This window comes from Cupriavidus sp. SK-3, from assembly GCF_000611145.1.
GTDB lineage: Bacteria > Pseudomonadota > Gammaproteobacteria > Burkholderiales > Burkholderiaceae > Cupriavidus.
The window spans coordinates 18,446-31,825 of the sequence record NZ_JFJV02000032.1; the positions used below are offsets into that span (position 1 = coordinate 18,446).

A 13,380-nucleotide genomic window follows, 5' to 3' on the forward strand; every position below is an offset into this window, starting at 1 on the left:
GCAATGGATCAATTCGCCAAAGAAACCCTTCCGGTCTCCCTCGAAGAGGAAATGCGCCGCTCTTATCTCGATTACGCAATGAGCGTGATCGTAGGGCGCGCGCTTCCCGATGTCCGGGATGGCTTGAAGCCGGTACATCGGCGTGTGCTCTATGCGATGCATGAGCTTAACAACGACTGGAACCGGCCGTACAAGAAATCGGCGCGTATCGTAGGGGATGTGATCGGTAAGTATCACCCTCACGGCGACACTGCTGTATACGATACGATCGTGCGCATGGCGCAGAATTTCTCCCTGCGCTACATGCTGGTCGATGGCCAGGGTAATTTCGGATCGGTGGACGGGGATAACGCGGCAGCCATGCGTTATACCGAAATCCGCCTGTCCAAGATCGCCCACGAGATGTTGCTCGATATCGATAAGGAAACTGTCGATTTCGGGCCGAATTATGACGGCTCGGAGAATGAGCCGCTGATTCTGCCGGCGCGCATCCCTAATCTGCTGATTAATGGATCGTCGGGTATCGCGGTGGGCATGGCCACCAATATCCCGCCGCACAACCTCAACGAAGTGGTCGACGGCTGCCTGCACCTGCTGCGCAATCCGCAAGCCACGGTCGACGAGCTGATCGAGCTGATTCCGGCGCCGGATTTCCCGACCGCGGGCATTATCTATGGCATCCAGGGCGTGCGCGAAGGCTACCGCACCGGCCGTGGCCGCGTCGTCATGCGCGCCAAGACGCACTTCGAGGATATCGATCGTGGCCAGCGCCAGGCGATCATCGTCGACGAGCTGCCCTACCAGGTCAACAAGCGCACCTTGCTGGAGCGCATTGCCGAGCTGGTGACGGACAAGAAGGTCGAAGGCATCTCGGATATCCGAGACGAGTCCGACAAGTCCGGCATGCGCGTGGTGATCGAACTCAAGCGCAACGAAGTGCCAGAGGTGGTGCTGAACAACCTCTACAAGCACACCCAGCTGCAGGATACCTTCGGCATGAACATGGTGGCGCTGGTCGACGGCCAGCCGCGCCTGCTGAACCTGCGCCAGATGCTGGAGTGCTTCCTGTCGCACCGGCGCGAGGTCGTCACCCGCCGCACCGTGTTCGAGCTGCGCAAGGCGCGCGAGCGTGGCCACGTGCTGGAAGGCCTGGCGGTCGCGCTGGCCAATATCGACGAGTTCATTGCCATCATCAAGGCAGCGCCGACGCCGCCCATCGCCAAGCAAGGGCTGATGGCGAAGGCGTGGGATTCGAGCCTGGTGCGCGAGATGCTGGCACGCGCCGAAGGCGACACGCCGGGCGGCCGCGCTTCCTACCGCCCCGACGGCCTGCCTGCCATCTTCGGCATGCAGGGCGACGGCCTGTACCGCCTGTCCGACTCGCAGGCCCAGGAAATCCTGCAGATGCGCCTGCAGCGCCTGACGGGCCTGGAGCAGGACAAGATCGTCCAGGAATACCGCGACGTCATGGCGGTCATCTCCGACCTGCTCGATATCCTGTCCCGGCCGGAGCGCATCAGTACCATCATCACCGACGAGCTGACCGCCATCCGCGCGGAGTTCGGCGACCTGCGCCGCTCGCATATCGAGCTCAATGCGACCGAGCTGGATACCGAGGACCTGATCACGCCGCAGGACATGGTGGTCACGCTGTCGCACAGCGGCTATATGAAGAGCCAGCCGATCTCCGAGTACCGGGCGCAGAAGCGCGGCGGGCGAGGCAAGCTGGCGACCGCCACCAAGGAAGACGACTGGATCGACACGCTGTTCGTCGCCAACACGCACGACTACATCCTGTGCTTCTCGAACCGCGGCCGGCTGTACTGGCTGAAGGTGTACGAGGTGCCGCAGGGGTCGCGCAACTCGCGCGGCAGGCCGATCGTCAATATGTTCCCGCTGTCTGACGGCGAGAAGATCAACGTCATCCTGCCGGTGCGCCAGTTTGACGCCGAGCATTTCATCTTCATGGGCACCGCGCGCGGCACCGTGAAGAAGACGGCGCTGACCGAGTTCTCCAACCCGCGCAAGGCCGGCATCATCGCTGTCGATCTCGACGAGGGCGACTACCTGATCGGCGCGGCTGTCACGGATGGCCAGCACGATGTGATGCTGTTCTCGGACTCCGGCAAGGCAGTGCGCTTCGATGAAAACGATGTGCGCCCGATGGGCCGGCAGGCGCGCGGCGTGCGCGGCATGAACCTGGAAGAAAGCCAGACCGTGATCGCCATGCTGGTGGCACCGGCCGAGACCAGCGAGCAGGACGTAGCGGTGGGCAGCGTGCTGACCGCCACCGAAAATGGCTATGGCAAGCGTACCCCGATCGCCGAGTACACTCGACACGGCCGGGGCACCAAGGGCATGATTGCGATCCAGACCAGCGAGCGCAATGGCCGGGTGGTGGCTGCCGCGCTAGTGTCGCCGGAAGACGAGATCATGCTGATCACGACCGGCGGTGTGCTGATCCGTACGCGCGTATCTGAAATCCGCGAGATGGGCCGCGCCACGCAAGGCGTGACCCTGATCAACGTGGACGAAGGCACCAAGCTGTCCGGCCTGCAGCGAATCGTCGAAAGCGACGCCGACAACGGTGTGGCGGGTGACGAACTCGATGGGGCCGATGCTGCTGCCGAGGGAGAGCCGGCGGCAGGTGCGCAGGACGGCACCGAGGCTGGCACCCCTGACACGGGATCCAATTCGTAAGTTGTTGCAACATTGACCCGATAGCCGGAACTCGATTGCCGGCCGCGGGACTAAAACGGACATATTTACCAGGGAGTCACAATGTTCAAAACCTATCGACGTATCGCTGTTCTGGCTGCCTTCGTGCCGGCCATGATGCTGGCCAACGCGGCGCATGCCCAGGATGCGGACAAGACCGCTGCCATCAAGGAGCTCCTGACCGTGATGCAGGCCGACCAGGCCGTCAAGGGCCAGGCCGAGAACTGGCAGCAGGGCGCCAAGCAGGAAGCGCCCATGGTTCTGGAGCAGGTACTGGTCGAGAACAAGACGCTCAACGACAAGCAGAAGCAAGCCGCCGTCGACAAGCTCAAGAAAAATGGCGCCGTGCAGCGCATGGTGGACGGCGCCGGTACGGCGTTCACCACCGATGGCTTCAAGAGCGACGCCATGAAGGCCCACTACGACGCCTTCGCCAAGTACTACAGCGCTCAGGAAATCAAGGATCTGACCACGTTCCTGAAGTCGCCCACGGGCCAGAAGTTCATGGCGAACCAAGGCAAGGCTACGCAGGAAATCTGGGGCTCGATGATGCAGAAGTACGGCCCGCAGGTTGGCAAGTCGATGCGCGACGCAGCCGAGAAGGAAATCGCCGCCGCTTCGAAGTAATTCGCCGGCGAGCCGGTGGGGCGTACGGGGCACTATCCCCGGCTCCCCTATCTGGCGCGGGTTTGATGGATAATGGCTGCTTGGGTAACACCGGCAGCCATTTTTCATTTCCATCCCGATCCATGAACGAACCCCAGAATCCAGCACTTGCCGCCATGATGCAGCGCGCCGTGGCCGAGCGTGTCTATAACTTCTCGCCCGGTCCGGCGGCCCTGCCGACCGAAGTGTTGCTGCAGGCAGCCGACGAGATGCTGTCCTGGCACGGTACCGGGGTCTCGGTGATGGAGATGAGCCACCGCAGCCGGGAGTTCGAGGGGATCCAGGCAGAAGCGCTGGCGAACCTGCGCGAGTTGCTGCATGTGCCGAAAGAATTCCGCATCCTGTTCCTGCAGGGTGGTGCCATTGGCGAGAACGGCATCGTGCCGCTCAACCTGATGTCTCGCCTGAACGCGGAACGCCCCAAGGCGGACTTCGTTGTCACCGGCACTTGGTCGGTGAAGTCCGAGCAGGAGGCGCGCCGCTATGGCGAGGTCAATATCGCGGCCTCCAGCACTGCGCAAAAATTCGTGCGTATCCCGGATGTGTCCGACTGGAAGCTGTCGGACGATGCCGCCTATGTACACCTGTGCACCAACGAGACCATCGTCGGTGTCGAGTTCCAGGACGTGCCCGACATCGGCCAGCACCGCGATGGCGGGCCGGTGGTGGTGGCCGACGTCTCCAGCCATATCCTGTCGCGCCCGGTCGACTGGTCGCGCGTGCAGGTGGCCTACGGCGGCGCGCAGAAGAATATCGGGCCGGCCGGCCTGACCATCGTGATCGTGCGCGAAGACCTGCTGGGCCATGCGCATCCGCTTTGCCCCACCGCCTTCAACTGGCGCCTGGTGGCCGAGCATGACTCGATGTACAACACGCCGCCGACCTATTCCATTTACATCGCCGGGCTGGTCTTCAAGTGGCTCAAGGCGCAGGGCGGCGTGGATGCGATCGAGCAACGCAATATCGCCAAGGCGCACGCGTTTTATGAGTTCCTGGATCAGAGCGCGTTCTACCGCAACGATATCGATCCGAGCTGCCGCTCGCGCATGAATGTGCCGTTCTTCCTGGCTGACGAATCGCGCAACGATGCCTTCCTGGCCGGTGCGCGCGCCAGGGGGCTGGTACAGCTCAAGGGCCACAAGTCCGTCGGCGGCATGCGCGCCAGCTTCTACAACGCCATGCCGCTCGAGGGCGTCGCCGCCCTGATCGAGTACATGCGCGACTTCGAGCGCACCGCGGCCTGATCCTTCGTTTGCGGCGGCGTCTCCTGGCGCTGCCGCCCAGTGCCGATTCGGTTTTTTCCAGGGCCACTTCGCAATGACGTGGCGTAGCGGATTCATACAATGACAAATCAAGACAAAGACATCGCGCAGGAGGAGGCGCAGCCGGACAATGGCGCGGCCGAGAAGGCGCTGGGCGTCGAGTTGACGCCGTTGCGCGAGCAGATCGACAAGCTGGACCGCGAACTGCTCGCAATGTTGAATCGCCGCGCGCAACTCGCCCTCGATGTGGGCGAGGTCAAGAAGAAGTATGGCGCGCCGGTGTTCCGTCCGGAACGCGAACTGCAGGTGATTCGCAAGGTGCAGGGCGCCAATCCCGGCCCGCTGCTCGACGACAGCGTGGCGGCGATCTGGCGCGAGGTGATGTCCGCCTGCCGCGGCCTGGAAAAGCCGCTTGAAGTTGCTTTCCTGGGGCCCGCTGGCACGTTCTCGGAGCAGGCGCTGTATGCGCATTTCGGCCACGAGGTGAGCGGCGTGCCGTGCCCGAGCATCGACGAGGTGTTCCGCGCGGTGGAAGCCGGCACCGTGGAGTACGGCGTGGTGCCGGTGGAGAATTCCACCGAGGGCGCGGTGTCCCGCACGCTGGACCTGTTCCTGCAGACCTCGCTGAAAATCAGCGGCGAAATCGCGCTGAAGGTGCATCACAACCTGATGGCGTCGTCGCCGGACATGAAAGGCGTGACCGTGGTGCGCGCGCACGCGCAGGCGCTGGCGCAGTGCCAGCACTGGCTAACGGCCAACTACCCGCATCTGGAGCGCCAGGCCGTATCGAGCAATGCGGAAGCGGCGCGCATGGCCAGCGAAGATCCCACCGTGGCGGCCATCGCCGGCGAGTCCGCCGCCAATCGCTATCACCTGCATCTGGTGCGCACGCACATCCAGGACGATCCGCACAACCGCACGCGGTTCGCGGTGATCGGGCGCTACGAGACCGAGCCCTCGGGCAGTGACCAGACCTCGATGATCCTGTCGGTGCCCAACAAGGCTGGCGCGGTCTACCAGTTGCTCGCGCCGCTGGCCGACAACGGCGTGTCGATGTGCCGCTTCGAGTCGCGCCCGGCGCGCAGCGGCGCGTGGGAGTACTACTTCTACGTCGACGTGGAAGGCCACCAGCACGATGCCTCGGTGGCGCGGGCACTGGAAGAACTCCGCCGTAACGCGGCGTACTTCAAAGTGCTGGGTTCATACCCGTCCAGCCGATAGCAAGGCTTGCCGCCCGGGCGGCAGCCAGGCTGAAGAACGGATCGGCGATCGCGGATCGCGATCCGCGAAAGACGATCACCAAGGAGCCAGGATGGCAGAGCAAGGCAAGCAGTTCGGTCCCGAGTATGTGCGGGCGATCTCTCCGTACGTGGCGGGCAAGCCGATTTCCGAAGTGGCGCGCGAATTCGGCCTGGACGAGTCCGCCATCGTCAAGCTGGCCTCGAACGAGAACCCGCTCGGCATGCCCGAGTCGGCCAGGACGGCCATCGCCGCCGCCGTCGCCGACCTGGGCCGCTACCCCGATGCCAACGGTTTCGAACTGAAGGCTGTCTTGTCGGCCCGTTTCGATGTACCGGCCGACTGGCTCACGCTGGGCAACGGCAGCAACGACATCCTGGAAATCGCCGCGCACGCGCTGGTGAAGCCGGGCGAGTCGGTCATCTACGCCGAGCATTCCTTTGCGGTGTATGCGCTGGCCACGCAGGAAATCGGCGCGCGCGCCATCGAGGTCAAGGCCCGAGACTATGGGCACGATCTCGACGCCATGGCCGCCGCCATCGTGCCGGATACGCGCCTGATCTTTATCGCCAACCCGAACAACCCGACCGGCACCTTCCTGCCGGCGGGCCCCCTCCCGGCGGGCGGCCGCCATCGAGGCGTTCCTGGCCAAGGTGCCGGCCGATGTCGTGGTGGTGCTGGACGAGGCTTACAACGAATACCTGGATGACGCGCAGCAGTACGATTCGGTGGCGTGGGTCCGCAAGTATCCGAACCTGCTGGTTTCGCGCACCTTCTCCAAGGCTTATGGGCTGGCCGGCCTGCGCATCGGCTATGCGGTCGCGCAGTCGGCGCTGACCGACCTGCTCAACCGCATCCGCCAGCCTTTCAACGTCAACAGCCTGGCGCAGGCCGCGGCGGTGGCGGCGCTGGCCGACACGGCCTTCCTGCAGCGCAGCGCGGAACTCAACCGTGCCGGCAAGGCACAACTGGTGGCGGCCTTCGACCGGATCGGCCTGCAGTACGTGCCATCTTCAGGCAATTTCGTGCTGGTGCGCGTGGGCCAGGACGACGGCGCCGGCGCGCGCGTCAACCTGGCGCTGCTCAGGCAGGGCGTGATCGTGCGTCCGGTGGGCAACTACAACCTGCCGCAATGGCTGCGCGTGACCATCGGCCTGCCTGAGGAAAACGCGGCCTTCATCGCCGCGCTGGAACGGGCGCTCAAGTAGGCGCAGCGCCTTCGCCGGCTGGTGCCGCCGCAACTGGCGGCGCCGTTGCCCGGCGTAGACGAGATACAATGCCGGATTCCCGAACTTCCTTGCCTGGCAGCGTATCCCCGTGACCGTTCCTGCGTCCGTTCCTTATTTTTCCCGTGTCGTTATAGTCGGGGTCGGCCTGATCGGCGGCTCGCTGGCGCTCGCGCTCAAGCGTGCGGGGGCGGTCGGCACGGTGGTCGGCGTAGGCCGCTCGCAGGCCTCGCTGGAGCGCGCCCTCAAGCTCGGCGTGATCGACGAAGCCGCGACGCTGGAGGAGGCTGCCAAGGGCGCCAACGTCATCGTGCTTTGCGCTCCGGTGGCGCAGACCTTTGCGCTGCTCCATGCACTTGAGCCGCATCTCGAGCCGGCCACCATCGTTACCGACGCCGGCAGCACCAAGTCCGACGTCATCATGGCGGCCAAGACCGCGCTGGGCGACAAGGCGGCGCAGTTCGTGCCCGCCCATCCCATCGCGGGCCGCGAGCTGAACGGCGTGGAAGCCGCGCTGGCCGATCTCTATGCCAGCAAGAAGGTCGTATTGTGCCCGCTGCAGGAAAACGCCCGCACCGACGTGGCTGCCGTGCGCGCCATGTGGGAGACCGCCGGTGCCGATTGCTTCGTGATGTCCGCCGTGCAGCACGATGCCGTGTTTGCCGCGGTCAGCCACCTGCCACACCTGCTGTCCTACGCGCTGGTGGCCCAGGTGGCCAATGCCGAGGACGCGGCGCTGAAGCTCGACTTCGCCGGCGGCGGCTTTCGCGATTTCACCCGTATCGCGGCGTCCTCGCCGGAGATGTGGCGTGATATCTGCGTTGGCAACCGGGAGGCGATGCTGAGCGAGTTGACCACTTACCAGGCGATGCTGGCGCATTTGAAGACGCTGATAGAAAACAGCAACGGCGAGGGGCTGGAGCGCATCTTCCAGCGCGCCAGCCAGGCGCGCCAGCAATGGGGCGCGCAGCGTGCACCCGCTGTCAACGTCGAGCCCTGAACGCTCGCGTCGCGAAGTCATCAGGTCACCAACGGTGCGGCCCGCCCTTCATAAAGAGCGGCCGGCCAACTAGCATGCAAATCATGGAACATCTCACGCTTGGTCCTTTCACTCGCGCCTCGGGCACTGTTCGCCTGCCGGGCTCCAAGAGCATCTCCAACCGTGTGCTGCTGCTGGCGGCGCTCGCGGACGGCGAGACCCGCGTCTGCGATTTGCTCGACTCCGACGATACGCGGGTGATGTTGCAGGCGCTGCGTACGCTGGGTGTGGCGTGGCGCCAGGAAGATGGCGCTTGCGTGGTGCGCGGCGTGGCCGGCAACTTCCCGAACAAGGCGGCCGAACTGTTCATGGGCAACGCGGGTACCGCCATTCGCCCGCTGACCGCGGCACTGGCGCTGCAGGGTGGAAGCTACAGGCTGTCGGGCGTGCCCCGTATGCATGAGCGCCCGATCGGCGATCTTGTCGATGGCCTGCGGCAGATTGGCGCCCACGTCGACTACCTTGGTACCGAGGGTTATCCGCCCCTGCAGATATCGCCCGCGCAGATCCGCATCGACGCACCGATCCGCGTGCGCGGCGACGTTTCCAGCCAGTTTCTGACGGCGCTGCTGATGACCCTGCCGCTGGCCGATGCGCCAGGCGACACCATCGAGATCGAGGTCGTCGGGGAGTTGATCTCCAAGCCCTACGTCGAGATCACGCTGAACCTGCTGGCGCGCTTCGGCATTGACGTCAGGCGCGAAGGCTGGTCGCGTTTCATCCTGCCGGCGCGTTCGGCCTACCGTTCGCCCGGTGAGATCTTCGTGGAAGGCGATGCCTCCTCGGCATCCTACTTCCTGGCAGCCGGCGCTATTGGCGGCGGTCCGTTACGGGTGGAGGGCGTGGGCATGTCGAGCATCCAGGGCGACGTCAAGTTTGCCGAGGCGCTCAACCGCATGGGCGCCAACGTGATGGCGGGCGCCAACTGGATCGAGGTCCGCGGTACCGGGCACGACGATGGCCGCCTGCACGGCATCGAGCTGGATTGCAACCATATCCCGGACGCTGCCATGACGCTGGCGGTAGCGGCGTTGTTTGCCGAGGGCACGACCACGCTTACCAATATCGCGAGCTGGCGGGTCAAGGAAACCGACCGCATCAGTGCCATGGCCACGGAATTGCGCAAGTTGGGTGTCGAGGTGGAGGAGGGGGCGGATTACCTGAAGGTGACGCCACCGGCCCAAACCGCGTGGAAGACGCCGGCCGCTGGCATCGACACCTATGACGATCACCGCATGGCCATGTGCTTTTCGCTGGCCGCCTTCGGCCCGTTGCCGGTGCGCATCAACGATCCTGGCTGCGTGGCCAAGACGTTCCCGGACTACTTCGACGCGTTTGCGGCGGTGGTGCGCTGATCACACTGCCAGCATCGGGCGGGACTCCTCGCCGGGGATGGCGGGCGCGCCTTCGTCGCGGCGTTCGCGCCTGTCCCAGTAGCGGTCGAAGAAGTAATGCGCCACAGTATTGACTGCCGGTTCGATGAAGGTCACGGCGCCGCTGACGGCCAGGTTGCCGGTCAGCGCGTAAGTGATGCCAAAGGCAATGCCAACGTGCATGATGCCGAACGACAGGGTCTTAGCCATGGTAGATTGCCTCGCGGAGTTGTCTTGACTGCCCGGGGCGCCTGCCATTTGCAGGGCTGCCCGCCATGGATTGCATGGTAATGATTCTCAATTGATTTAAGAAATCAATATTATTTTCTGTTTCAATAAATAATGACTATCGTCGACGTCATCACAATCGACGGGCCCACTGCCTCCGGTAAGGGCACCGTAGCGCACAAGGTGGCGGACGCACTCAGCTTCCATCTGCTGGATAGCGGTGCGCTGTACCGCCTGGTCGCGCTTGCCAGCGAGCGTGTGGGCATTGACGTACAGGATGTGGAGGGGCTCGCAAAGCTGGCAGGCCGCCTCGATGTCAAGTTCGGCCCCGATCGGGTCTGGCTGAGCGGCGAAGAGGTCAGCCTGGCCATCCGCGCGGAAGCGACCGGCAACCGGGCGTCGGCCATTGCCGTCCACCAGTCGGTTCGCGACGCCCTGACGGCGCTGCAGCGCGGCTTTCGCAAGCTGCCGGGCCTGGTTGCCGACGGCCGCGACATGGGCACGGTGATTTTCCCCGATGCCCGCCTGAAGGTATTCCTGACCGCAAGTGTCGAAGCGCGCGCTCGCAGGCGCTATAAACAATTGATTGATAAGGGAATTTCTGCTAATATCGAAGACCTTTTGCGAGACCTTGAGTCGCGCGACCAGCGGGATCGTACCCGCACGGCCGCGCCGCTGCGTCCCGCACAGGATGCGCACTTGCTCGATACCTCCGACATGACGGTGGATCAGGCGGTGGCGCAGGTGCTGCAGTGGTACGCCGCGCCGGGTTGCTGACCCGCGCATCGTGCCCGCCGCACCGAAGTGCCGGTAGTGCCTGCATGCGCAGACCTGCCGGTGTTGTTCAACCTGACCCCGCTGCCCGGTGCAGACTGAGCGCGATCCTCGCGCCGGCCCGAGTACTGCGGATTGATACTCAAGTTTATGTCCGACCTGCAAACTAACGAATCCTTTGCCGCACTGTTCGAGGAATCCGTCGCCCGCTCCAATATGAAGGCTGGCGAAGTGATTTCCGCTGAAGTCGTGCGCATCGACCACAATTTCGTGGTCGTCAACGCCGGCCTCAAATCGGAAGCCTTTGTGCCGGTGGAGGAGTTCCTGAACGACCAGGGCGAACTCGAAGTGCAGGCCGGCGACTACGTCTCCGTGGCCATCGACGCGCTCGAGAACGGCTATGGCGACACCATCCTGTCCCGCGACAAGGCCAAGCGCCTGGCATCGTGGCTGAACCTCGAGAAGGCGCTGGAAGACGGCGAAATCATCTCGGGCACGGTCACGGGCAAGGTCAAGGGCGGCCTGACCGTCATGGTCAACGGCATCCGCGCGTTCCTGCCGGGCTCGCTGGTCGACGTGCGTCCGATCAAGGACACCACGCCGTACGAAGGCAAGACCCTGGAATTCAAGGTCATCAAGCTGGACCGCAAGCGCAACAACGTGGTGCTGTCGCGCCGCGCCGTTGTGGAAGCGACCCTGGGCGAAGAGCGCCAGAAGCTGATGGAAACCCTGAAGGAAGGCGCCATCGTCAACGGTATCGTCAAGAACATCACGGACTACGGCGCATTCGTGGACCTGGGTGGCATCGACGGCCTGCTGCACATTACCGACCTGGCATGGCGTCGTGTGCGTCACCCGAGCGAAGTGCTGTCGGTTGGCCAGGAAATCACCGCCAAGATCCTCAAGTTCGACCAAGAGAAGAACCGCGTCTCGCTGGGCGTGAAGCAACTGGGCGAAGATCCGTGGGTCGGCATCTCGCGTCGCTACCCGCAAAGCACCCGCCTGTTCGGCAAGGTGACCAACCTGACCGACTACGGCGCGTTCGTTGAAATCGAAGCCGGCATCGAAGGCCTGGTCCACGTTTCCGAAATGGACTGGACCAACAAGAACGTGGCTCCTTCGAAGGTTGTCCAGCTGGGCGACGAAGTCGAAGTCATGGTTCTGGATATCGACGAAGACAAGCGTCGTATCAGCCTGGGCATGAAGCAGTGCAAGGCCAATCCGTGGGACGATTTCAGCCGTAACCACAAGAAGGGCGACAAGCTGGGCGGCCAGATCAAGTCGATCACCGACTTCGGCGTGTTCATCGGCCTGCCCGGTGGCATCGACGGCCTGGTGCACCTGTCCGACCTGTCCTGGCAAGAAACCGGCGAAGAAGCCGTGCGCAAGTACAAGAAGGGCGACGAAGTGGAAGCCGTGGTTCTGGGCATCGACGTCGACAAGGAACGCATCTCGCTGGGTATCAAGCAGCTGTCGGGCGATCCGTTCAACAACTTCATCTCGGCCAACGACAAGGGTTCCCTGGTCAATGGCACGATCAAGTCGGTTGATGCCAAGGGCGCTGTTGTGCAACTGGCTGACGACGTCGAAGGCTACCTGCGCGCATCCGAAATCTCGGCTGACCGCGTGGAAGATGCCCGCAACGTGCTGAAGGAAGGCGAGCAGATCACCGCCCTGGTGGTGAATGTGGACCGCAAGTCGCGCAACATCAACCTGTCGATCAAGGCCAAGGACAACGTCGAGCAGCAAGAAGCGATGCAAAAGTTCGCCGCTGACACCGGCACGGCTGGCACGACCAACCTGGGCGCGCTGCTGAAGGCCAAGCTCGGCCAGGACAACCAGTAAGCATCGGTTCTTACGCCTGCTAGCGGATGCCCATGACCAAGTCCGAGCTTGTCGAAAAACTGGCTGCCCGGTTCCCGCAGTTGCTGCTGCGGGATGCGGACATCTCGGTGAAGACGATCCTCGATGCGATGTCCGAAGCGCTGGCCGATGGCCACCGTATCGAGATTCGTGGATTCGGCAGTTTTGGCCTGAACCGGCGTCCGCCGCGCGTAGGGCGCAATCCCAAGTCCGGCGAAAGAGTGCTGGTGCCCGAGAAACGGGTGCCGCACTTCAAGGCGGGCAAGGAGTTGCGTGAACGAGTTGATCGCAGCCCGGCGCTGCCGCAGGCCGTTGGCGGCGGCGGTACGGGGGCCAGCGCCATCGGCAGTCACGGTGGCAATGGCAATGGCGGTGCCAATGGCAATGGCCATGGCGCCGCGGCTGGCGCGTCTCATCCGAGCGCGCCTGCCCAGGCGAAGCCGGCCGTTGTTGCCGGCAGCGCCTTGCATGACGATGGCGGGCTGAAACTGGCCCGTTCCTGAATCGCTGTGTTTGACTCGTGATGTGACTGGATAGTCGAAAAAGCGCCCCTGATCGGGGCGCTTTTTCATTATTGCGGCATGCTTGCGGCATACAAGCCGTTACCGTTAGTACGAGGCGATTCCGCTACAATGCCGGGAATCGTGCGACACGCACTATCGTGTCCGGGTAGCTCCAACGTAAGGAGCATCGACCTTGTTGGGACAAGGGGAGGGTTTCGGCCCGAACTGTCCAATCCCAACCATTTCTTGCTTAGACGAACCAGGCCGAACAGCCAGGGGGGAGTCTAGAACGTTGCGAGGAAGGCCAGAATACCGGCCGGATTTGCAGCTTGCTTTTTGCTGGATGGATTTCCAGCCATTGCCCAAGGGTGGGGACACTCGCCTTTGGGCGAGTTCTCTGTAAACGCCCTCCACGGAGGCGCGGGTGGCTATGCAACGGAGTTTGTTGTATGGATGCCACATAGCATTCAAACCGGTCCGGATGGACTG

The 13,380-nt window shown here is 63.6% G+C and carries 10 protein-coding genes and 1 pseudogene; 10 read left to right on the forward strand and 1 reads right to left on the reverse strand.

Features of this window, described 5'->3' with window-relative positions:
• Positions 1-3: 3 nt before the first annotated feature.
• From gyrA to aroA, 7 genes and pseudogenes are all read left to right on the forward strand, one after another.
• A complete protein-coding gene (gene gyrA / locus CF70_RS03230) occupies positions 4-2,700 on the forward strand; it encodes a DNA gyrase subunit A (RefSeq protein ID WP_035860272.1) in 2,697 nt (898 codons plus the stop codon).
• An 81-nt stretch (positions 2,701-2,781) separates the two neighbouring features.
• Positions 2,782-3,345 carry a DUF2059 domain-containing protein gene (locus CF70_RS03235; RefSeq protein ID WP_035860275.1) on the forward strand — a complete coding sequence of 188 codons (564 nt, stop codon included), beginning with the start codon at positions 2,782-2,784 and terminating at the stop codon, positions 3,343-3,345.
• A gap of 122 nt (positions 3,346-3,467) precedes the next feature.
• Positions 3,468-4,628, forward strand: coding sequence for a 3-phosphoserine/phosphohydroxythreonine transaminase (serC, locus tag CF70_RS03240; RefSeq protein WP_035860280.1), 1,161 nt, complete (start codon positions 3,468-3,470; stop codon positions 4,626-4,628).
• Between the two features lie 99 nt (positions 4,629-4,727).
• Complete coding sequence (gene pheA / locus CF70_RS03245) at positions 4,728-5,867, forward strand: prephenate dehydratase (protein WP_035860282.1); 1,140 nt, start codon at positions 4,728-4,730, stop codon at positions 5,865-5,867.
• A gap of 91 nt (positions 5,868-5,958) precedes the next feature.
• Positions 5,959-7,093: pseudogene (gene hisC, locus CF70_RS03250) on the forward strand (histidinol-phosphate transaminase).
• 109 nt (positions 7,094-7,202) lie between these two features.
• On the forward strand, positions 7,203-8,111 hold the full coding sequence (locus CF70_RS03255) for a prephenate dehydrogenase (protein ID WP_035860284.1): 909 nt from the start codon (positions 7,203-7,205) through the stop codon (positions 8,109-8,111).
• Between the two features lie 83 nt (positions 8,112-8,194).
• Entirely contained in the window at positions 8,195-9,505 is a 1,311-nt protein-coding gene (gene aroA, locus CF70_RS03260; RefSeq protein ID WP_035860289.1) for a 3-phosphoshikimate 1-carboxyvinyltransferase, read from the forward strand.
• Here aroA and CF70_RS03265 read toward each other — a convergent pair whose 3' ends face one another.
• A complete protein-coding gene (locus CF70_RS03265) occupies positions 9,506-9,733 on the reverse strand; it encodes a DUF2061 domain-containing protein (protein ID WP_035860294.1) in 228 nt (75 codons plus the stop codon). It lies immediately after the preceding gene.
• Between the two features lie 132 nt (positions 9,734-9,865).
• Here CF70_RS03265 and cmk point away from each other — a divergent pair, with 132 nt between their 5' ends.
• From cmk to CF70_RS03280, 3 genes are all read left to right on the forward strand, one after another.
• Entirely contained in the window at positions 9,866-10,528 is a 663-nt protein-coding gene (cmk, locus tag CF70_RS03270; protein ID WP_035860297.1) for a (d)CMP kinase, read from the forward strand.
• Between the two features lie 147 nt (positions 10,529-10,675).
• Positions 10,676-12,370: a 30S ribosomal protein S1 gene (gene rpsA, locus CF70_RS03275; RefSeq protein WP_035860300.1), complete on the forward strand. Its 1,695-nt coding sequence runs from the start codon at positions 10,676-10,678 to the stop codon at positions 12,368-12,370.
• Between the two features lie 26 nt (positions 12,371-12,396).
• Entirely contained in the window at positions 12,397-12,891 is a 495-nt protein-coding gene (locus CF70_RS03280) for an integration host factor subunit beta (RefSeq protein WP_200876685.1), read from the forward strand.
• Positions 12,892-13,380 lie beyond the last annotated feature (489 nt).

What these genes read in the sequence shown, in the direction of transcription:
- gyrA (WP_035860272.1), top strand. Translation starts at nt 4, where the DNA reads ATGGATCAATTCGCCAAAGAAACCCTTCCGGTCTCCCTCGAAGAGGAA.
- pheA (WP_035860282.1), top strand. Translation starts at nt 4,728, where the DNA reads ATGACAAATCAAGACAAAGACATCGCGCAGGAGGAGGCGCAGCCGGAC.
- rpsA (WP_035860300.1), top strand. Translation starts at nt 10,676, where the DNA reads ATGTCCGACCTGCAAACTAACGAATCCTTTGCCGCACTGTTCGAGGAA.
- cmk (WP_035860297.1), top strand. Translation starts at nt 9,866, where the DNA reads ATGACTATCGTCGACGTCATCACAATCGACGGGCCCACTGCCTCCGGT.
- serC (WP_035860280.1), top strand. Translation starts at nt 3,468, where the DNA reads ATGAACGAACCCCAGAATCCAGCACTTGCCGCCATGATGCAGCGCGCC.
- CF70_RS03280 (WP_200876685.1), top strand. Translation starts at nt 12,397, where the DNA reads ATGCCCATGACCAAGTCCGAGCTTGTCGAAAAACTGGCTGCCCGGTTC.
- aroA (WP_035860289.1), top strand. Translation starts at nt 8,195, where the DNA reads ATGGAACATCTCACGCTTGGTCCTTTCACTCGCGCCTCGGGCACTGTT.
- CF70_RS03235 (WP_035860275.1), top strand. Translation starts at nt 2,782, where the DNA reads ATGTTCAAAACCTATCGACGTATCGCTGTTCTGGCTGCCTTCGTGCCG.
- CF70_RS03265 (WP_035860294.1), bottom strand. Translation starts at nt 9,733, where the DNA reads ATGGCTAAGACCCTGTCGTTCGGCATCATGCACGTTGGCATTGCCTTT.